Source organism: Streptomyces sp. NPDC088197 (assembly GCF_044741185.1).
Taxonomy (GTDB): Bacteria; Actinomycetota; Actinomycetes; order Streptomycetales; family Streptomycetaceae; genus Actinacidiphila.
Window position 1 is genome coordinate 117660 of sequence record NZ_JBIUSD010000006.1, and the last position, 19327, is coordinate 136986.

17 protein-coding genes are annotated in these 19327 nt (G+C 71.9%); 5 read left to right on the plus strand and 12 right to left on the minus strand.

What is annotated here, in order from left to right; translation table 11 throughout:
* Positions 1 to 9 precede the first annotated feature (9 nt).
* The 5 genes from ACIOC1_RS16835 to ACIOC1_RS16855 all read right to left on the minus strand — a co-directional run bounded on the left by ACIOC1_RS16835 (position 10) and on the right by ACIOC1_RS16855 (position 6284).
* On the minus strand, positions 10 to 369 hold the full coding sequence (locus ACIOC1_RS16835) for a DoxX family protein (protein ID WP_188280096.1): 360 nt from the start codon (positions 367 to 369) through the stop codon (positions 10 to 12).
* Between the two features lie 201 nt (positions 370 to 570).
* A complete protein-coding gene (locus tag ACIOC1_RS16840; RefSeq protein ID WP_188280097.1) occupies positions 571 to 885 on the minus strand; it encodes an acyl carrier protein in 315 nt (104 codons plus the stop codon).
* A gap of 51 nt (positions 886 to 936) precedes the next feature.
* Entirely contained in the window at positions 937 to 2664 is a 1728-nt protein-coding gene (locus tag ACIOC1_RS16845) for an acyl-CoA dehydrogenase (protein ID WP_401854998.1), read from the minus strand.
* Positions 2661 to 4541 (minus strand): acyl-CoA dehydrogenase family protein, encoded by a 1881-nt coding sequence (locus ACIOC1_RS16850; RefSeq protein WP_401855000.1) that lies wholly within the window; start codon positions 4539 to 4541, stop codon positions 2661 to 2663. Before ACIOC1_RS16850 ends, ACIOC1_RS16845 begins: the two co-directional genes overlap by 4 nt.
* Positions 4542 to 4544: 3 nt before the next feature.
* Positions 4545 to 6284 carry a fatty acyl-AMP ligase gene (locus ACIOC1_RS16855; protein ID WP_401855003.1) on the minus strand — a complete coding sequence of 580 codons (1740 nt, stop codon included), beginning with the start codon at positions 6282 to 6284 and terminating at the stop codon, positions 4545 to 4547.
* Positions 6285 to 6784: 500 nt separating this feature from the next.
* On the opposite strand from ACIOC1_RS16855, the gene ACIOC1_RS16860 reads away from it, so the two are divergent.
* From ACIOC1_RS16860 to ACIOC1_RS16870, 3 genes are all read left to right on the plus strand, one after another.
* Positions 6785 to 7519 carry a hypothetical protein gene (locus ACIOC1_RS16860; RefSeq protein ID WP_355332681.1) on the plus strand — a complete coding sequence of 245 codons (735 nt, stop codon included), beginning with the start codon at positions 6785 to 6787 and terminating at the stop codon, positions 7517 to 7519.
* Positions 7520 to 8108: 589 nt separating this feature from the next.
* Positions 8109 to 9416, plus strand: a complete 1308-nt coding sequence (locus ACIOC1_RS16865) for a methyltransferase (RefSeq protein WP_401855005.1) — start codon at positions 8109 to 8111, stop codon at positions 9414 to 9416.
* 43 nt (positions 9417 to 9459) lie between these two features.
* The gene (locus ACIOC1_RS16870) at positions 9460 to 9603 is read left to right on the plus strand and encodes a hypothetical protein (RefSeq protein ID WP_391046482.1); all 144 of its coding nucleotides are present in this window, start codon (positions 9460 to 9462) and stop codon (positions 9601 to 9603) included.
* Between the two features lie 194 nt (positions 9604 to 9797).
* Here ACIOC1_RS16870 and ACIOC1_RS16875 read toward each other — a convergent pair whose 3' ends face one another.
* The 6 genes from ACIOC1_RS16875 to ACIOC1_RS16900 form a co-directional block, all read right to left on the minus strand.
* Positions 9798 to 10004, minus strand: coding sequence for a hypothetical protein (locus tag ACIOC1_RS16875; protein ID WP_401855008.1), 207 nt, complete (start codon positions 10002 to 10004; stop codon positions 9798 to 9800).
* 189 nt (positions 10005 to 10193) lie between these two features.
* A complete protein-coding gene (locus ACIOC1_RS16880; protein ID WP_355332673.1) occupies positions 10194 to 11951 on the minus strand; it encodes a thiamine pyrophosphate-dependent enzyme in 1758 nt (585 codons plus the stop codon).
* Between the two features lie 118 nt (positions 11952 to 12069).
* Positions 12070 to 13650, minus strand: a complete 1581-nt coding sequence (locus ACIOC1_RS16885; protein ID WP_401721382.1) for an FMN-binding glutamate synthase family protein — start codon at positions 13648 to 13650, stop codon at positions 12070 to 12072.
* 105 nt (positions 13651 to 13755) lie between these two features.
* Positions 13756 to 14892 carry a glutathione-independent formaldehyde dehydrogenase gene (locus ACIOC1_RS16890; protein ID WP_401855010.1) on the minus strand — a complete coding sequence of 379 codons (1137 nt, stop codon included), beginning with the start codon at positions 14890 to 14892 and terminating at the stop codon, positions 13756 to 13758.
* 172 nt (positions 14893 to 15064) lie between these two features.
* On the minus strand, positions 15065 to 15772 hold the full coding sequence (locus ACIOC1_RS16895; protein ID WP_401855013.1) for an HAD family hydrolase: 708 nt from the start codon (positions 15770 to 15772) through the stop codon (positions 15065 to 15067).
* 45 nt (positions 15773 to 15817) lie between these two features.
* Complete coding sequence (locus ACIOC1_RS16900) at positions 15818 to 16324, minus strand: DUF6328 family protein (protein WP_355332664.1); 507 nt, start codon at positions 16322 to 16324, stop codon at positions 15818 to 15820.
* 147 nt (positions 16325 to 16471) lie between these two features.
* Here ACIOC1_RS16900 and ACIOC1_RS16905 point away from each other — a divergent pair, with 147 nt between their 5' ends.
* A complete protein-coding gene (locus tag ACIOC1_RS16905; protein ID WP_401721391.1) occupies positions 16472 to 17437 on the plus strand; it encodes an LLM class F420-dependent oxidoreductase in 966 nt (321 codons plus the stop codon).
* Positions 17438 to 17494: 57 nt separating this feature from the next.
* Here ACIOC1_RS16905 and ACIOC1_RS16910 read toward each other — a convergent pair whose 3' ends face one another.
* Complete coding sequence (locus ACIOC1_RS16910) at positions 17495 to 18034, minus strand: GNAT family N-acetyltransferase (protein ID WP_401855018.1); 540 nt, start codon at positions 18032 to 18034, stop codon at positions 17495 to 17497.
* A 104-nt stretch (positions 18035 to 18138) separates the two neighbouring features.
* On the opposite strand from ACIOC1_RS16910, the gene argC reads away from it, so the two are divergent.
* Complete coding sequence (gene argC, locus ACIOC1_RS16915; protein ID WP_391046499.1) at positions 18139 to 19167, plus strand: N-acetyl-gamma-glutamyl-phosphate reductase; 1029 nt, start codon at positions 18139 to 18141, stop codon at positions 19165 to 19167.
* Positions 19168 to 19327 lie beyond the last annotated feature (160 nt).

Here is a 19327-nt window from a genome sequence, read left to right on the forward strand (position 1 = left end):
GACGCCTCCTCAGACCGCGAACGAGACGATGAAGGCGGCGACGGCGATGGCCAGGAACCCGAGGCAGTTGACCCAGAACTCCTGCTTCAGGAAGCGCGCCCGGATGTGCGCGAACGACGCGCACAGGAAGTAGACGATCACGCCGACGTTCGCGGCGAAGCCGATGCCGTCGTGCTTGATGCCCACCAACAGGCCCACGATGGCGAGGGTCTTGACGACGATCAGCACCCACCACCAGTCCCGCGGCAGGTTGACTCCGTCGAGGCAGACCTGGATGAACTTCGGCGGGCGCAGCGACATCAGGACATCGGAGGCCAGCAGTACCGCGAGCACGATCTGCGGCCACGACGGGCTGGGGCTGAGGTGCATTCTCGTTTTCCTTTGGTTCGGTCGGCATCTGCGGGGGAGGGGGGACCCTCCGGGCCGGAGCGTCCGGCGGTCGGAAGGCGGGGGTTCGAGCGGATGACGGCTGGTGTGCGGGCGGACGACGGCTGGTGCGGGCCGACGGCCGCCGGGGCGGGGCGGAAGGTCGACCGCCGGGTTCGCGTGGGCGGCGGCCGGTGTGTTCCGTCAGGCCGGTTCCGACCGCGGCCCGAGCGCGTCGAGCAGGTACGCCACGAGCGCGTCCACGGTCCTGTGGTCCCACGCCACCGTGGGCTCGACGACCAGGTCGAACTCGTCCTCGATGTCACCGCAGAGGCTGAGCGCCGCCACGGAGTCGAGGCCGTAGTCGGTCAGCGGCGCCGTCGGATCGATCTCGTCGGCGGACAGCCGGGTGTAGGCGGCGACGTGGCCGACCAGCCACCCGGCCAGCGACTCGGCCGTGTGCGGCCGCGGTGTGCTGTCGGGGCGGGGCGCCGAACTGCCGGTAGTCGTGTCGGTCACGGGTTCCTCCAGATCCGAGTAGGGGTTCTTGGTACGGGGCGGCGGGCGCCGTCAACCGGCCAGGGCGGTGTCGTAGAGATCGAAACCGCGGCGCTCGGTGTGGCGGCGCAGCAACTCCTCCCACACCCGCCCGGCGCAGTCGGGGGGCAGCCCGGCGGGACGGCGGCCCAGTCGCCGGACGAGGCGGTCCAGGGCCGCGGCGGCCCACGCCGGGTCGGCGAGGAAGGAATCCCCGCCCCGCGCCCGTGCCCGGCGCCACACGCCGAGCACCGCGGCACCCGCCAGCACCACCGCGTAGCGGTCCGACAGCGCGAAACTCGCGGGCGAGGCCAGCGCCGTACGGTCCAGCGGCACGAGCGCGAGGCTCTCCGCCTGGATCAGGCGCAGTTCGTCGGTGAGGTGAAGCGCCAGCGCGCGCACGGCCGCCTCGTGCGGGGTGCCGTCCGGCGCCGTGTCCGCAGCGGCGACCAGCGACGCGCTCAGGCCGTCCCGGTCGCCGGTCAGGGCGAGTCGGTCGAACGGAATCCCCGGCAGATCGGCGCGCGGGTCGAACAGGGCGTCGGGGGCAGGTTCCGTCCTGAACCAGGAACGCCGGGCCAGCCGCGGCAACTGCGGGATGATCGTCGCCTGGCACGCCGCCGCGCCCGCGTGGCCCAGGCTGAGCACCGGCAGGTCCCTCAGGTGCTTCTGGAAGACGCCGAACTCCCCGTCGCGCAGGTAGAACCGGGCGCCCAGCACGACCGAGAGACCGTGGACGGCCTCGCCCAGCAGTGTCGGCACCAGATACTTCACCGCCGAGGCGTAGACGCTCGCCTCGTCCGGCAGCAGGTGCACGGCGCGGGTCCCGACCAGGCAGAGGCAGTCGCTGATGAGCAGGTCCAGGAACGCGCCGCCGAGCGTGGCCCGCGCCTGCGGTATCTCGGCCACCGTCCGCTTGTAGAGGTGCCGTCCCCGCGCGAAGGACACCACCGTGCGCAGCGCCGTGTCCGCCGCGCCCAGCGCCATTCCCGGCAGCGCGCCGCGGGTGAGCTGGAAGGAGCGCAGGGCCACGTCGGCGCCGTGCCCCAACTGCCCGACGAGCGCGTGCTCCGGGACCGGTGCCCGGTCGAAGTCCAGGCCGGACAGCAGGCAGCCGCGTACGCCGACGGTGCCGTAGCGGGGCAGTACGGTCAGCCGCTCGGGCGCCACCTCGGCGCGCTCGACCATCAGCACCGAGTGGCTGCGCGGCCCCGGCGCCGGGTCGGTGCGGCTGAACAGCAGCCATGCCTGGGCCCGTTCGGCGTTGTTGATGACCTGCTTGGCGCCGTGCAGGACGAACGAGCCGTCGGGCCGCACCCGCGCCTCGAACTCGTTGCGCAGGAAGTCGTTGCCGTGCGCGAGTTCGTGGTACGCCACGGAGACCCGGCCGCCGCCCAGCAGGATCTCCGCCAGCCGGGCCCGCTGCCGTGCGTCGCCCTCGGTCCACACGTTGACCGCGGCCATGAACGACGTGACGCCGTAGCCGAGTCCGAGCGCCACGTCCCGCCGGAACACCTCGCGCAGGACGCGTGCCAGCGAGTCGATCCGCTCCAGCCGGCCGCCGAGCGCCGTGGGCACGAACTCGGCGTTGAGGCCGAACGCGTCCAGCAGCTTCTCGCCGTCCGCGGACAGCTCACCGGCCTCGTCGGCCGCCAACAGCCTTGCGTTGCCGACCGGGTTGGCCGGGTCGGCGGGATCGCCGAAGGCGGCGTTGAGTTCGGCGACCCGGGCCGCCACGCGCGCTTCCTGACCGTCCGTCATGTCGCGCTCCCCGCTGCCGCCGCCGAAGGGGGTGCCGGTGTCGGCGCGTGGCCGGTCGCGGCGGTCCGGTCGGCCTCCCGCGCGGGGCCGTCCGGGCGCAGCGACAGCGGCAGCAGCGAGACCAGCCGTCCCCGCGCGTGCAGGGCGCCCGCCGCGTCGAGCACGTCGTCCAGCGCCTCGGGGTCCGCCGCGTCGGGCACGCCGAGCGCGGTGAGCAGCCGGGCGAGGGCGGCCCGCAGCCACAGGGCGTCCCGCCACAGGGGCGCCGTCGCGCCCGTCTCCGCCTCGACGTGGCTGTGGGTCCACAGGCCGACGCAGGCCGCCGCGGCGAAGCACAGCGCGAAGCGGCGGGCGGCCTCGAAGGCCGCCGGCGGCGTCTCGGTCTGCGCGTCCTGGAACCCGGCCATCTCCGCGTGCACCTCGTCCACGACGGTCAGCAGCCGCCGCGCGGCGCGCAGGGCGGGCTCGACCGCGCGATCGCGCGCGGCGAGGCCGCGCAACTCCTCGACGCAGTCGGGCAGCGCGGCCAGGACACCGCTGCCGTGGCGGGCGATCAGCGAGAGCCGGTCGACGGCGACGGCGGGCAGCGGCGCGGACAGGCGGAAAGCGGTGACCGCTCCCGGCACGTCCCCGGTACCGCGCTCGTGGGCCCGCACCAGCAAACGGAACTGACTGATCAGCGAGTTCAGGTTGACCAGGGTGTTGCCGTCGAAGAGGCCGACGATCCGGTGGTCCCTGTCCACCTTCTGGAACCGGCCGCCCGCGTAGACGTCCTTGAGGAAGGCGCGGGCGCCGAGCAGCCGGGTCAGCGCGGTGACGACCGCCTCGGTACGGGTCGGCACCAGGTACTTGGTGACCGCCGAGACGACCGAGAGTTCCGCCGGGAGGGTCTGCACCGCGCGGGCCACGACCAGCGTCAGCGCCTCGTCGGCCAGCACGTCGGCGGCGCTCTCCGCCAGGGTCCTGCGCGCCTGCGGCAGTTCGATCAACGACCGGCCGTACAGGCCGCGTTCGGCGGCGAAGTCGAGACCGAGCGCGAGCGCGTGGTCGGCGGCGCCCAGGGAGAGCGCCGCGCACATGGTGCGCGTCAGCTGAAGCGCCTTGAGCACCGTCTCCAGGCCGCCCCCCACCTCGCCGACCACGGCGTCGGCGGGGACCCGGGCCCGGTCGAAGGCGATCCCGGAGATGTCCGCGCCGCGGATGCCGTGCGTACGCACCTTGTCCAGGTGCCGGTAGGCGTCGGCGGGCATGTCGCGCTTGTCCACCAGCAGGACGGAGTAGCCACGGGGGCCGCCCGCCGGATCGGTACGGCAGAGCACGGACAGCAGGGCGCCGCGCGTGGCGTTGTTGATCAGCCACTTCTCGCCGCTGAGCAAATAGCCCGCGGCAGGCGCCCCGGTGGGCGAACCGGTGGGCGCGGTAACGGCGGCCGGTGTCCCGGTGGACGGCTCCGCGACGACCTCGCCCGCCAGCAGGTCACTGCCGTGGGCGCGCTCGGTCAGCGCGAGAGCGACCGGCAGCCGGGAGGCGATGGCCGCACCGAGGCGACGGGACTGCTCCGCCGAGCCGTTCACCCAGACGCACACCGCGCCCAGATACGTCTTGCCGTGCGCGATCGCCACCGTCAGGTCGCGGCGCGCCACCGTGCGCATGAGCTGCACCAACTGCTCGTAGTCCGTCAGCCGGCCGCCGTGGGCGGCGGGGACGTAGAACTCGTGCAGGCCGAGCCCGTCCAGGAGGTCGCAGAGCGCGGCGGGGAACTCCTCGCGCTCGTCCAGCTCCAGGCTGCGGGCATGGCTGAAGAGCGTGCCCGGCTCCCTCGGATCGCCGAGATCCCATTCCAGCCGCTCGGCGAGGCAGTGAGGTGTGTGGTCCACGGCTCAGCCCGCCGAGGTGACCAGTGGCCCGGCCACGAGGTTGGCCACCTGTTTGTCGAGATCCTGGTGGACCGCGTCCAGCCGGTCCTCCAGCAGCAGCGACCGCATCAAAGTGCGCTGGATCTTGCCGCTGGTGGTCTTGCGCACCGTGGCCGGGCGGACCAGCAGCACACTGCAACTGGCCTGGAATTCGCGGCGGACGTGGGCGCGTACCTCGGCGCACAGCTCCGCCGGGTCCTGCGCGGCGCCGCGGCGGAACTCCTGCACCAGCACGAGGTGTTCCTCGCCGTCGTCCACCGAGAACGCCGCTCCGGCGCCGCCGCGGAAGGCCGGGTGCAGGGACTGCACCTCGCGCTCGACGTCGTGCGGGTAGATGTTCCGCCCGTTGATCAGGATCATTTCCTTCAGACGGCCGGTCACGTAGAGCTGCCCCGCGTCCAGGACGCCGAGGTCGCCGGTGCGCAGCCAGCCCGGGTCCGAGCCCGCCGCCGACACGATCGCGGCGTCGAAGATCTCGGCGTTGGTGTCGGGACGCTTCCAGTACCCGGAGGACACGCTGGCGCCCTTGACCCAGATCTCGCCGACGCCGCCCTCGGGCTGCTCGCAGCGCTCGTCCGGATCGACGATCTTCACACTGAAGTCGGCCGGGTCGACCACGCCGCTGCCGACCAGGTCGCGGGTGCCGCCGCCCCGCGGCGCGTCGCGCAGCCGCCCCTGCTCCAGGGCCGCCGCGTCCACGGTACGGAAGACGGGGTTCTGGTCCGCCCGCACGCCGGAGATCAGCAGTGTGGTCTCGGCCATGCCGTAGCAGGGGCTGACGGACTCGGGCCGGAAGCCCGCGGGCGCGAAGCGCTCGGTGAACGCGCGCACCGTCTCCGCCCTGATCGGCTCGGCCCCGTTGGAGGCGTGCTGCCACTTGCTCAGGTCCAAGGTGGCCAACTGCTCGTCGGTGACCCGGCGCAGGCACAGGTCGTAGCCGAAGTTGGGGCTGCCGCTCACGGCGACGCCGTACTCGCTGATCATCTGCAACCAGCGCACCGGCCGCATGAGGAAGGAGACCGGGGACATCAGCGCGGTCGAGCCGCCGACGTACAGCGAGTGGAGTATGTGCCCGATCAGGCCCATGTCGTGGTAAGCGGGCAGCCAGCACCCCATGCGGCTGTCCTGGTGGGTGCCGAGGACGTGCTGGATGGCGAGTTGATTGGCCATCAGGTTCCCGTGGGAGACCATCACACCCTTGGGCTCGCTGGTGGAGCCGGAGGTGTACTGGAGGAACGCCAGCGAATCGGCGGTGAGTTGCGGACTGGTCCACGCCCGCGCGTCGCCCTGGGCGGGGTCGTCACTGGCCAGGACGGCGACGCCGGTCACGCCCGACTCGCGCAGCCAGGCGCTGACGGCGGGTTCGTTGGCGGAGTCGGTGAGCACCGCGCGGACCTCGGCGTCGCGCACAATGCCGGTGAGCCGGGCGGCCTGGTTGCCCTGGTCGCCGGGAAGCGGCGCCGGTACAGCGACCGAACCCGCGTAGAGGCAGCCGACGAAGGCCGCGACGAAGTCCAGGCCCGAGGGGTAGAGCAGGAGCACCTGTCCTGCGACGGCGCCGTGTTCCTGTAACCAGGAGGCGATCCGCTTGGCCTCGGCGTCCAGCGCCGCGTAGGTCAGCCGCTGAGCCTCGGCGCCCGGCGCGCTGCCGGGCAGGAAGAAGTACGCGTCCTTGTCCGGCAGCTCAGCGGCATGACGCAGCACAAGCTCGGTGAAATGATTCGGCCTTCGCAAGATCGCCCCCGATCTCAATCTCGCCCACGGCTGAACCTCCAGCCGGCAGCGACCAATAGACGTTGTCGCGATCGGACGGCGCACCCCCGTATTCGGGCGCGGTCGATCGCGGCAACGACACTCAAAAATCTATTGCGAATTCACATCGCTCGGCCCGTGGATCCCCGGGAAGCACTGCGCCGAGCTCTGATTCCTACCCCGTGTCATCAGTCAGATCCGTCGTTGAAGACCGACCTATGGCTGACTGGCGGTCGTGACAGTACCAGACGCCCGAGGCGTGCGCGCCGGTAACGACCAAGCTCTCAACGGGACTTCGTCCATAATGTGCGGTTACCTGCGGGGGAGTCGGCGTCGGGTCGCGGCGGAAGTGAGGCGTGGGGTTCCGGAGTCGGCGGCCGGGCGGGACATTCGAAGCCCGGCACCGCGAAAACCGGTCGAACGCGTGGTCGGCGCGCTGTTACGGTCTGTGTGTGGCGAAACTCAATCAGATCATCGCAGTCGAGAAGGGCGTCAAGTCCAAGGCGCAGCAGGAGCTGACGACCGCTCATCACGACTTGCAGAAGCCCGCGTTGCTTTCCGGGATCTCGCGGAGCTATCAGCCGAAGGACGAGGAGGGCGAGCAATTGCCGCCCGAGTCCACCCGGGTGCAGGTCAAGGCCGAGAATGTGCTGCGGGACACCGCCGCGGCGCTCACCCGGCTCTTCGACGTGACCGCCACCAAGGACTGGGCCAACTGCGAGGCGCGCGCCGATGTCACGGTCGACGGCCGCACCGTCGTCAGCGACGTGCCCGTGTCGTATCTGCTCTTCCTGGAGAAGCAGCTCACCGACCTCAACACCTTCGTGCGCAAGCTGCCGGTGCTGGACGCGGCCGAGGGCTGGAATCTGGACGCCTCCACGGACGCCTGGAAGACCGAGCCGGTACGGACGATCCGCACCAAGAAGGTCCCGCGCAACCACGTGAAGGCCGAGGCCACCGAGAAGCACCCGGCCCAGGTCGAGGTGTACTACGAGGACGTGGCGGTCGGTTACTGGACCACGGTGAAGTTCTCCGGCGCGCTCCCCGCCCGCCGGGTGAACGAACTGCTGGACCGGGTCGAGAAGTTGCAGCAGGCGGTGAAGTTCGCCCGCGAGGAGGCCAACGGCACGGAGGTCACCGACCGGCGCGTCGGCGAGGCCGTGTTCGGGTTCCTGTTCGCGCAGTGACCCCCCTAGATCCCCTCCGCCGGAGCGCGGAGGGTGCGCCAGGAGCGCAAAGCTGAAGCTGAAGTTTGTCGTGAACGACGCGGTTCCAGTGGGGGTTCGAGTCCCTCGCCCCGCACCACTCGCGGGGGTAGCCCAAATGGCAGAGGCAGACCGCGATCAATCTCAGACTCTCGCTCCAGACTCAGCAGTCGCCGCCGATCACCGGATCGATCGGCCGCGGGCAAGGTCGTCAGGTGCAGGTTCGAATCCTGTCTGGTCCTCTTTCACGGGCCGGTAGTTCAACGGTAGAACGAGTCGACATCAGATTGACCCGCGGCCTCAAGTGCGCCGGTGTGTGCACGGGGCGGCACTTCGAGGGGCCCGGGGGCTGGACATGCCTCCGGGTCCCGCTCCTTGCCCGCGTGGAGCCCAGCGCCCGGCCCGCGGCGGTGAAGGAGCCGCGCCCCGCCAGCTCGGTGAAACCCCCGCGGAAGCGGCTCCGAGGGGGGCCTGAAGGGGGTCCTGAGGGGGGTGGCCCGACCCCCGTCCGACGCCTCACGGCCACCGGCCGACCGCTCAGTGGTGGCGTAGCGGTTAGCCTGTGAGCACCATGATCCGATTCACGACGCCCTGGGGTGACCTCGACCTCACTCGCTTCCCGCAGGACCCGCGCGACCAACTGCGGGCCTGGGACGCCGCCGACGCGTACGCGCTCCGGCATCTCGCGGACACCCGAGCCGACACGAGAGCCGACGCTCGGGCGGACCCGCGGGCCGACGCGCGAGGCGACACCCGCACCGGTCAGCGGGCCGATCCGCCGGGCGACGCCCGCGCCGGTTCCCGTTCCGCCGCGCAGGCGGCCGGCGCGGCCGGCGGGCGTACGGCGGCCGGGTCCGTGGACCTGTCGGGGACCGTCGTCGTGGTCGGTGACCGCTGGGGCGCGCTGACCACCGCGCTGGCCGCGCACCGCCCCACCCAGATCTCGGACTCCTTCCTGGCCCAGGAGGCGACCCGCGCGAATCTGCTGCGCAACGCCCCGGAGGAGGCCGACGGCGTCCGGCTGCTGTCCACCCGCGACACCCCGCCGGACCGCGTCGACGTCCTGCTGATCAGGGTCCCCAAGAGCCTCGCGCTGCTGGAGGACCAGCTCCACCGCCTCGCGCCCGCCGTGCACGAGGGCACCGTCGTGGTCGGCACCGGCATGACCACCGAGATCCACACCTCGACGCTCAACCTCTTCGAGCGGATCCTCGGACCGACGCGTACGTCACTGGCCGAGAAGAAGGCGCGGCTGATCTTCTGCGCCCCGGCCGCGGGCCGGACCCGTACCGCCAGCCCCTGGCCGATCACCTACGCGCTGCCGGACGGCATCGGCGCGGTCTCCGGCCGTACGGTCACCAACCACGCGGGCATCTTCTGCGCGGAACGGCTCGACATCGGCACCCGCTTCCTGCTCCAGCACCTCCCCGTCCGGCACGGCCCGGACCGCGTGGTCGACCTCGGCTGCGGCAACGGCGTCGTCGGGACGGCCGCCGCGCTCGCCAACCCCGAGTCCGCCGTGCTGTTCGCCGACGAGTCGCACCAGGCGGTGGCCTCGGCCGAGGCCACCTTCCGCGCCAACGCCGACCCCGCGACCAAGGCGGAGTTCCTGGTCGCCGACGGCCTGACCGGGGTCCCGGCCGAGAGCGCCGACCTCGTCCTTCTCAACCCGCCCTTCCACTCCCACCAGGCCACCACCGACATCACGGCCCGCCGGATGTTCACCGCCGCCCGTACCGTCCTGCGCCCCGGCGGTGAACTCTGGGTGATCGGCAACCGCCACCTCGGCTACCACCTCCGCCTGCGCCGCCTCTTCGGCACCTGCGACATCGTCGCCTCCGACCCCAAATTCGTGATCCTCCGCGCCACCAAGTCCTGACCGCGCCGCGCTCAGAACGGCTCGAAGGCGGAAGGGGTACGGGATGTGCTCGGTGTCGCCGTCGCTCACGGCGCTGTCCCGCCGCGCGGTGAACATCGCGTTCGTCCTGCGCGTGCGGTCCAGCAACGGGCTCGATCCACGGGGGTGGAAGACGACGAGTTCGCCGGAGACGACTCCGCTGCCGTAGGCGTCGAGGAACCCGGTGAAGTCGCCGGGCAGCGCGGAGCCCACGTACTGCTCGACGTCGCGCCAGCCCTCCGGATCCGGCCGCCGGTACGGGGGTTCGCCCAGCAGGGACCACAACTCGTCCAACGACGACATGCGCTGCTCCAAGGCCGGTGCGGCGGTGAGGTGACGCCGCCAACCCAGCGGCGACCGCCGTCAGTCGCTGCCGCTGCCGGACCGGTTCAGGCGTCGGCGCTCCCGCTGTCGCCGGTTGCGCTCGGAGCCGCGCACCAGTTCACCGGCGGCGAGGGTCACCGACGCCACCGCGCGCACCCAGCGGGGCCCGCCGCGACTCGCCCACACCACGCACGCGCACCCGCCGACGACGACCACCAGCACGCCGACCAGCACCAGAGCGATCATGTTCCCCCATCTCCACGTCGGCCGGCCGGAGTCGGCCGGGCGACACCTCAAAGATCTCACGCGGGAGGCTACTTGAAACGACGGCACGAGGGCACGACGGCGCTTACGGCACACGGTTCGACGGTCTGACGGTTCGATGCCCCGATGCCCCGATGCCCCGATGACCCCGACCGCGCAACGCCGGTGCCCTCAGTGCGAGTTGTCGCCGGAGCTCCGGACGATCTCCTTCATCTTGGCGACGGCGAAGCCCCAGCCCTGCTCGACGGTGGGCTTGGCGGGAACGGCGATCTCGTCCGGGTTGGTGAGGACGTCCAGGAGCACCGGGCCCGGCGCGGCCAGCGCGGTGCGGACGGCGTCGTCCAACTCGTCGGGGTCGGTGACCCGGATACCCGTCAGGCCCAAGGCGGTCGCGACCGCCGCGAAGTCGGGGTTGTCCAGGACGGTGCCGAACTCCGGCAGGCCCGACTGCTCCTGCTCCAGTTTGACCATGCCGAGCCGGCGGTTGTCGAAGACGACGAGGGTGACCGGCAGGTCGTACGTCTTGAGCGTCATGAGGTCGCCGAGCAGCATGCTCAGGCCGCCGTCGCCGCAGAACGCCACGACCTGCCTGCCCCGGTCCAGCATCTGCGCGCCCAGCGCGTGCGGCATGGCGTTGGCCATCGAGCCGAGGTTGTACGAGCCCAGGAGGCGGCGGTCGCCGCGCATCTCCACGAAACGCGACAGCCACACGGTGGCCATGCCCGTATCGGAGGTGAACACCGCGTCGTCGGCGGCGTGGCGGTCGACCGCCGCCGCGAGCGCCTCGGGACGGATGCCGTGCTCGCGGTTGTCCAGGGCGGAGCGGACGCGGCCGATCAGTCCCTTGTCGTGGTCGGGGGCCGCCAGCCGGGCCTGCCCCTCCCGCCAGGACGCGAAGCGCTCCACGGCCTGGTCCAGGTGCTTGCGGTCACGGGCCTTCGCCGACGCGGACGGTGCGGCGTCCAACTGGACCAGCAGGTCCCGTACGGTCGCGCCGACCTCGCCGACGAGGCCGATCTCGACCGGGACGCGGCGGCCGATGTGGGTGGGCTCGGTGTCGACCTGGACCACGGTGCGGCCCTCGGGATACCAGTCGCGGTAAGGGAAGTCGGTGCCCAGCAGAAGAAGGGTGTCGGCGTCCTGGAGTGCGGAGGCCGCCGCGGGGTTGCCGATCAGACCGGTCTGTCCGACCTGGAACGGGTTGTCGCCCTCGAAGCCCTCCTTGGCCTTCAACGTGAGCACCATCGGCGCCGCCAGCCGGTCGGCGAGGGCCATGACCTGGTCGCGGGCGCCCCGGGCGCCGCGGCCGACCAGCAGGGTGACGCGCTCGGCCCGGTCCAGCAGATCGGCGGCGGCGCGGACGGCGTCCTCGTCCGGCCGGGTGCTCGGCGTGGTGAGCGAGAAACGGGCCGGCCGGTCCGTGGACAGTTCCTTCTCCCCGATGTCGCCGGGGACCGACAGCACGGCGACGCCCTTGCGTCCCAGGGCGGTGCGGACCGCGGTCTCCAGCAGCAGCGGCATCTGCTCCGGCGAGGTGACGGTGGCCCGGAAGACCGCCACATCGCTGAAGAGCGCGTCGTTGTCGACTTCCTGGAAGTAGTCGCTGCCCAGCTCGGACAGCGGCACTTGACCGGCGATGGCCAGCACCGGGGTGTGGCTCTTGGCCGCGTCGTACAGGCCGTTGAGCAGGTGCACTGAGCCGGGGCCGACCGTGCCCATGCAGACGCCGAGGCCGCCGGTGAGCTGGGACTGCGCGCTCGCGGCGAAGGCCGCCGCCTCCTCGTGCCGACAGCCCACCCACTCCACGCCCTCGGTGGTGCGGATCGCGTCGGTCAGGGGGTTGAGGGCGTCGCCGACGACGCCGAAGACCTGGCGTACGTTCAGTTCGGCCAGGGCGTCCACGATGACGCGGGCAACGGTACGGGCCATGATTCCTCCAGCTCAGGCGGTGGGACGGTGGGGCGGTGTGGCGGTGGGGCGGTGTGGCGGTGCGCGCTTCGGGGTGCGGCGCGGTGCGCGGGGCAGCCGGTGCGCACAGCGGTACGGCTCAGACGGTGAAGCGGTCGGGGTCGGCGGCGGCCCAGTCGGCGGCCCACGAGGCGGGCGGTTCGGCGAGCAGCTGACCGGGAGCCAGCCACTCGTACAGTTCGTCATAGGAGCGGACGGTGTAGGGGTCGACACGCTGGCGCAGCATGTGCGGGCGCAGCTGCGACGGATCGGTGACGCCCATCGACGCCATGATCTGAAGAGCGCTGGCGACGGTGGATTCCTGGAGCCTGCGCACCCGGACGGACTTGTCGCCGACGTCCAGCGCGCGGGCCCGCCGCGGGTCCTGGGTCGTGACGCCGACGGGGCAGGTGTTGGTGTGGCAGCGCTGCGCCTGGATGCACCCGACGGCGAACATCATGGCGCGGGCGGCGTTGCCGTAGTCCGCGCCCTGGACCATGCGCTTGACGAGGTCGCTGCCGGTGGCGATCTTGCCGCTCGCGCCGATCCTGACCCGGTCCCGCAGACCGGCGCCGACCAGCGCGTTGTGCACGGTGGTCAGGCCCTCGGTGAGCGGGGTGCCGACGTGGTCGGCGAATTCCAGCGGCGCCGCGCCGGTACCGCCCTCGGCGCCGTCCACGATGATGAAGTCCGGCGCGGTGCCCTCCTCGACCATCGCCTTGCAGACGGCCAGGAACTGGCGGCGCGAACCGACGCACAGCTTGAAGCCCGCGGGCTTGCCGCCCGACAGCTCCCGCATCCGGGCGATGAACCGGATCAGCTCACGGGGCGTGTCGAAGACCCGGTGGTACGGCGGGGACACGACGGTCTCGCCCTGCGGGACGTCCCGCACCCGGGCGATCTCGGCGTTGACCTTGGCCCCTGGCAGGACGCCGCCGATACCGGGCTTGGCGCCCTGGGACAGCTTCAGCGACACGCACTTGACGCTGTCGTGGGCGGCCTTGTCGGCGAACTCCCCGGCGTCGAAGTCGCCGTCGTCGGTGCGGCAGCCGAAGTAGCCGGTGCCGATCTCCCAGACCAGGTCGCCGCCGTGCCGCAAGTGGTACTCCGACAGGCCCCCTTCACCGGTGTCGTGCGCGAAACCACCGTCCGCCGCGCCCTTGTTGAGCGCCAGGACCGCCTGGGCCGACAGCGAGCCGAAACTCATCGCCGACACGTTCAGCAGCGCCATGTCGTACGGCTTGGCGCAGTCGGGACCGCCGATCCGCACCCGCGGCGGATCGTCCGGTACGGGCCGCGGCGCCATCGACGGCACCAGGAACTCGTGACCCGAGCGGTAGACGTCGAGTTCGGTGCCGTACGGCTCCTCGGCCGCGGTGCCCTTGGCGCGTTCGTAGACGATGCTGCGGGTGTCGCGGTCGAAGGGGCGGCCGTCGAAATTCCGCTCGACGAAGTACTGCTGGAGCTCCGGGCGGATCTTCTCCAGCAGGTAGCGGGCATGGCCGATCACCGGGTAGTTGCGCAGCACCGAGTGGCGGCGCTGCGTCAGGTCGTACAGGCCGAGCAGCCCCAGCAGGGCCAGGACGGCGGCGGCCGTCCACCACCAGGGGCCGACCGCCACGGCGGCGACCGCCGCCGCGACGGCCACGAGCAGGGTCAGGGCCACGGCACCGGTTCTCATCACGTCGGGCTCCTTGCCCGCCCCGATCCCCCCATGCTGCCCGCCGGGTCAAGCTCCGGTCATCCCCGGCCCATGGTCGCGTCGGGCCGCCTTCGCGGCCTTGCGTCAGGGGCGGAGCAGGACCTTCGTCCAGCCGTCGTCGCGCTTGTCGAAGTGCCGGTAGGCGTCGGGGGCTTCGTCCAGCGGGAGTTCGTGGGAGACCAGGAAGGACGGGTCGGCCCGGCCGGTGACGATCAGATCGCGCAGGGCGCGGTTGTAGCGCAGGACGGGGCACTGGCCGGTGCCCATGTGCTGACCCTTGGTGAAGAAGGTGCCGTAGTCGAAGGCGATCCGGCCGTGCTTGGCGCCCTCCTCGGCGGCTTCCGGGTCCTCGGGCATGTAGACGCCGACCACACCGATGCCGCCGGTGGTACGGACGGCCTTGACCAGGTTGTCCAGGACGAGTTCCGGGTGCTCCTGGCCGGACGGGTCGTGCGCCTGGTAGCCGACGGCTTCTACGCCGCAGTCCGTGCCGCGCCCGTCGGTGGCGTCCAGGATCTGCTCCACGGGGTCGGCCTCGGAGAAGTCGACGGGGGTGGCGCCGATGGACTCGGCCAGGGCGAGGCGGTCGGCCTGCCGGTCGACGACGAAGACCTGGGACGCGCCGCGGATCAGGGCGCTGTGCGCGGCGAGCAGTCCGACGGGTCCCGCGCCGAAGACGGCGACGCTGTCCCCGGCGCGCTGGCCGGCGAGTTCGGTGCCGTGCCAGCCGGTGGGGAAGATGTCGGAGAGCATCGTGAACTTGGCCTCGTGCTCGTCACCCGCGGGCAGTTCGAGCAGGTTGAAGTCGGCGTACGGCACGCGGAGCAGTTCGGCCTGGCCGCCGTCGTAGGGGCCCATGTTGGCGTAGCCGTACGCGGCGCCGTTCATGCCCTCGGTGGGGTTGACGCGCTGACAGAAGGCGGTCCAGCCGTTCACGCAGTTGCGACAGCTTCCGCAGGCGATGTTGAACGGCACCGACACCCGGTCGCCGGGCTTGATCCGGGTCACCGCGGGCCCGGTGTCCTCGACGATGCCCATGTTCTCGTGGCCGAGGATCTTGCCCCGCTCGACGGTCGTGCGGCCCTCGTACATGTGCAGGTCGGAGCCGCAGATGTTGGTGGTGGTGATCCGGACCAGCGCGTCGTTGGGCTGCTCGATCCGCGCGTCCGGCGCATCCTCGACGGAGACGTCGTAAGGGCCGTTGTAGACCAGCGCTTTCATGTCGTCGTTCCTTTCGGGAGCGGTCGAAACGGAACAATCACCTACAGAAGTGACAATTCCCTACTGTCCGCGTACCCGCGTCACGTGATTGACACGTGTGACGGGGGCCCGAGAGCGGGAAACTTTCCGCGACGGCGTCGTGACGCCACGCGTACGCCGGCCCGGCGGCCGGTCATCGGGGTGGCGTGGCGAGGACGCTGTCGTCCAGGTGGGTGAGCAGGTCCGCGACGGATTCGTAGACGGTTTCGGCTCCCGCTTCGCTCAGCTCCTGGCGCGTCCAGCCGCCGGTGAGCACGCCGAGGCAGCGCACGCCCGCCTTGGAGGCCGCCTGCGCGTCCCAGGCGGCGTCGCCGACGAAGACCGCGCGCCCGGCCGGGACCCCCGCCTTCTCCAGCGCCTGCCGTACGAGGTCGGGGGCGGGTTTGCTGGAGGACACGTCGTCGGAGGTGGTCACGGCGGTGATCGCCTCATCGGCGTCGAGGGCGCGGAGCATCACGTCGGCCTCCTCGCCGTTCGCCGACGAGGCGAGCACGACCTGCCAGCCGCGCGCCGCGCAGGCCCTGAGCAGGTCGGAAGCCCCGGGCAGCGGCACCAGCCGGGACCAGTACTGGGCGTAGAGGCTGTCGTGAGCGGCGCTGATCGTGTCGTCCTCGCCGTGGTCGCGGTCCTCGCCGAGCAGCGCGTCCAGCAGATGGTCACTGCCCATCCCGATCAGCCGGTGGATCCGGGCCGTGCCGACCCGGTGGCCGTGCTGGCTCAGGGCCTCCCACCAGGCGACGGTGTGCAGATAGACGGTGTCCATCAGGGTGCCGTCGACGTCGAACAGCACCGCTCCGTCGGCGCGCCGCGTCTCACTGCCGGTGGGCTCTGACTCTGTCATGTCTCGCTTCTTTCCGTGTCCTGCTCCCCTGCGGGAACGTCGAGGTCAGTCGGACCCGTCCGCCGACAGGGCGCGGTGTCGCGCCACCGCGGGGAGGACGAGCCAGGCGAGGCCGAACCATACGACCATTCCCGCCACTATCGGGATCGCGACCGTCGCGCCACCGGCGACACGCAGGACGAGGAGCAGGGCCGTGGCCATGGTGCACACGAGCAGGACGAGACCCACCACGGTCAGACGCGACGCCCACGCGACCGTCTCGGGCTTCAGCCGCTGTCCCGTCAGCATCCGGTGCAGCGAGACGGGCCCCACCAGGGCGCCCGTCGTCGCCGCGCCCAGCATCACCGTCACGATGTACAGCGTGCGCTCGCCGTCGGACAGGTGCGCGAAGCGCTGCTGGAACGGGACCGTCAGCAGGAAGCCGAAGAGGATCTGCACACCGGTCTGGACGACCCGCAGTTCCTGGAGCAGCTCGCCCCACTGCCGGTCGGCGCGCTGCTCCGGTGTCTCGTCCCTGCCGGGTGCGGCACTGCCGCCGGTCCCGCTTGTCATCCTGAAGCCACCTGCCCGTGTGTGATCGCGACGTGTCCTGACCGGGGGACCGGTCCCCCTCCTGCCCGTCCGTTACGCCTACCCCCGCACCGCCCCCTCAGCCGAGCGGGAGGTTTCCCGGCCGGGAAGATCGGCTAAACGCCTCGCATGGTGCAATTCGGATACACGATGATGACGGAGCAGGCGGGCCCCCGCGCGCTCGTGGACCATGTGGTCGGCGCCGAGCGGGCCGGATTCGACTTCTCCGTGACCTCGGACCACTACTTCCCCTGGCTCGATTCCCAGGGGCACTCCCCGTACGCCTGGAGCGTGCTGGGAGCCGCGGCCCAGGCCACGTACCGCATCCCGCTCATGACCTACGTGACCTGCCCGACCAAGCGGTACCACCCGGCGGTGATCGCGCAGAAGGCCGCGACGATGCAGTTGCTGTCCGAGGGGCGCTTCCGGCTCGGGCTGGGCTCGGGTGAGCAGCTCAACGAGCACGTGGTCGGCGGTGGCTGGCCCTCCGCGCGGACCAGGGTCGAGATGCTGGAAGAGGCGGTCGGGATCATCCGCGCCCTGCTCGCGGGCGATGTCGTGAACCACCGGGGCGCCCACTTCGAGGTGGACAACGCCAAGCTGTGGGACCTCCCGGACACCCCGCCGCCCCTCGGCATCGCGGTCTCGGGCGAGCGCTCCTGCTCGCTCGCGGGCCGGCTGGCCGATCTGGTGATCGCCACGGAGCCGAAGAGTGAACTGCTCGACGCCTTCGACGCGCACGGCGGTACGGGAAAGCCGAGGGTCGGCCAGCTCCCGGTCTGCTACGACCCGGACACCGACGCCGCCGTCGCCCGGGCGCACGAGCAGTTCCGCTGGTCCGTGGGGCCCTGGCCGGTGAATGCGGAACTGCCGAATCCGGCGGCCTTCGCCGGAGCCAACGAGCACGTGCGCCCCGAGGACATCGCCGAGGCCATTCCCTGCGGCAGCGACCCCGACGTGTTCGCCGAAGCGGTCGCGTCCTACATCGAGGCGGGCTTCACCGAGATCGCCCTGATCCAGATCGGCGGCGACCACCAGGAGCCCTTCCTCGACTGGTCGCAGAAGACGCTCCTGCCCGCCCTGCGCGCCCTCTGACTCCGCCGAGGGCCGCGCCGACGTACGGCTCGGCCGCTGCGACCGGGGCCCTCGGTCCTACGCGGATGCCGGGCGCGGCGGGCGCAGGCCCAGCCACTGCTCGGCGTCCCAGGCGTGGAACCGCTCCACCTCGGTGAACCCGAGCTTGGCCGCGAGGCGCATCGAGGCGAGGTTGGCGCTCTGGGTGGCCAGGATCACCGGCTCGCCGGGCAGGACGCCGTCGAACCAGTCGAGCGCCGCCGCGCACGCCTCGGCGGCGTACCCGAGGCCCCACGCCCGCGGCAGGAACAGATAGCCGAGATCGGCCTTCCCCCGGGCGGCCGGGCGGTGGCTCTCCGCCGCTCGCCTGAGCAGGAGCTGGCCGATCATCGCGCCGTCCAGCTCCACGACGAAGCTTCCCGGCCACTGCTCGGGCACCTCGGGCAGCTCGCGCTCCAGCTCGGCACGCGGCCGGGGGCCGCCGAGGTAGGTATGCACCTCCGGCGACGCCAGCAGCTCGATGAACGCCGCCCGGTCACGCGCCTCGGACCCGCGCAGTACGAGCCTCGCGGTCCTGATCGGCTCGGGCGGCCAGACGACGGGCCCCAGGTGCGGCATGCGCGCAGCTTAGCAACGGGGGCAGTGCCGGTAGGCGGGGTGACGGGACCTTTGCATAATACTGCGTTGAAACGTATAGTCATGCCATCGACGAGGAGGGTTCGATGGTGGTGCGGGCAGCGGTGGCCGGGGGCAGCGGGTACGCGGGCGGGGAGGTGCTGCGCCTGCTCGCGGGGCACCCCGAGGTCGAGATCGGGGCGGTGACCGGGAACTCCAACGCCGGGCAGCGGCTCGGCGCGCTTCAGCCGCACCTGCTGCCGCTGGCCGGACGGGTGCTGGAGCCGACCACGGCGGAGGTGCTGGCGGGACACGACGTGGTCTTCCTCGCGCTGCCGCACGGCCAGTCCGCCGCGGTCGCGGCGCAGCTCGGCGACGAGGTGCTGATCGTCGACATGGGCGCCGACTTCCGGCTGGCCGACGCCGCCGACTGGGAGAGGTTCTACGGCAGCCCGCACGCCGGGACCTGGCCGTACGGGCTGCCTGAACTGCCGGGCGCCCGCGCCGCGTTGGAGGGGTCCAAGCGCGTCGCGGTGCCCGGCTGCTACCCGACGGCGGTCTCGCTCGCGCTGTTCCCCGCGTACGCCGCCGCGCTGGTCGAGCCGGAGGCCGTCATCACCGCGGCCTCCGGCACCTCGGGCGCGGGCAAGGCGGCCAAGCCGCATTTGCTCGGCTCCGAGGTGATGGGCTCGATGAGCCCGTACGGAGTCGGCGGCGGCCACCGGCACACGCCGGAGATGATCCAGAACCTCAGCGCGGCGGCCGGCGAGCGGGTCAGTGTGTCCTTCACGCCCACCCTCGCCCCCATGCCGCGCGGCATCCTCGCCACGTGCAGCGCCAAGGCCCGCCCCGGCGTCACCGGCCACGATCTGCGGGCGGCGTACGAGAAGGCCCTCGCCGACGAGCCGTTCGTGCATCTGCTCCCCGAGGGGCAGTGGCCCGCGACCGCCGCCGTCTACGGCTCGAACGCCGTCCAGATCCAGATCGCGTACGACGAGAGCACCCACCGCCTGATCGCGATCAGCGCCATCGACAACCTGACCAAGGGCACCGCCGGCGGCGCGGTGCAGAGCATGAACATCGCCCTGGGACTCCCCGAGGCGACAGGACTCTCCACCATCGGAGTCGCACCGTGACGCACTGGGCCGCGGAGTGGTGGACGGCGACGATCGGCGCGGCTCTGTGCCGGGCGGGCGGAGAAGGGAACGAGGAGAACCGGTGACCGACGCACGCGAGGCCGCCGGGCGGCAGGCAACGACGATCGGCGCGGGTTCGTGCCGGGCGGGCGGAGAAGGG

Excerpts from the sequence above, each read along its gene's own strand:
- ACIOC1_RS16880 (WP_355332673.1), bottom strand. The coding sequence starts at position 11,951 with ATGGCCCGTACCGTTGCCCGCGTCATCGTGGACGCCCTGGCCGAACTG.
- ACIOC1_RS16885 (WP_401721382.1), bottom strand. The coding sequence starts at position 13,650 with ATGAGAACCGGTGCCGTGGCCCTGACCCTGCTCGTGGCCGTCGCGGCG.
- ACIOC1_RS16870 (WP_391046482.1), top strand. The coding sequence starts at position 9,460 with ATGTGCTCGGTGTCGCCGTCGCTCACGGCGCTGTCCCGCCGCGCGGTG.
- argC (WP_391046499.1), top strand. The coding sequence starts at position 18,139 with ATGGTGGTGCGGGCAGCGGTGGCCGGGGGCAGCGGGTACGCGGGCGGG.
- ACIOC1_RS16865 (WP_401855005.1), top strand. The coding sequence starts at position 8,109 with ATGATCCGATTCACGACGCCCTGGGGTGACCTCGACCTCACTCGCTTC.
- ACIOC1_RS16835 (WP_188280096.1), bottom strand. The coding sequence starts at position 369 with ATGCACCTCAGCCCCAGCCCGTCGTGGCCGCAGATCGTGCTCGCGGTA.
- ACIOC1_RS16875 (WP_401855008.1), bottom strand. The coding sequence starts at position 10,004 with ATGATCGCTCTGGTGCTGGTCGGCGTGCTGGTGGTCGTCGTCGGCGGG.
- ACIOC1_RS16895 (WP_401855013.1), bottom strand. The coding sequence starts at position 15,772 with ATGACAGAGTCAGAGCCCACCGGCAGTGAGACGCGGCGCGCCGACGGA.
- ACIOC1_RS16890 (WP_401855010.1), bottom strand. The coding sequence starts at position 14,892 with ATGAAAGCGCTGGTCTACAACGGCCCTTACGACGTCTCCGTCGAGGAT.
- ACIOC1_RS16900 (WP_355332664.1), bottom strand. The coding sequence starts at position 16,324 with ATGACAAGCGGGACCGGCGGCAGTGCCGCACCCGGCAGGGACGAGACA.
- ACIOC1_RS16845 (WP_401854998.1), bottom strand. The coding sequence starts at position 2,664 with ATGACGGACGGTCAGGAAGCGCGCGTGGCGGCCCGGGTCGCCGAACTC.
- ACIOC1_RS16905 (WP_401721391.1), top strand. The coding sequence starts at position 16,472 with ATGGTGCAATTCGGATACACGATGATGACGGAGCAGGCGGGCCCCCGC.
- ACIOC1_RS16910 (WP_401855018.1), bottom strand. The coding sequence starts at position 18,034 with ATGCCGCACCTGGGGCCCGTCGTCTGGCCGCCCGAGCCGATCAGGACC.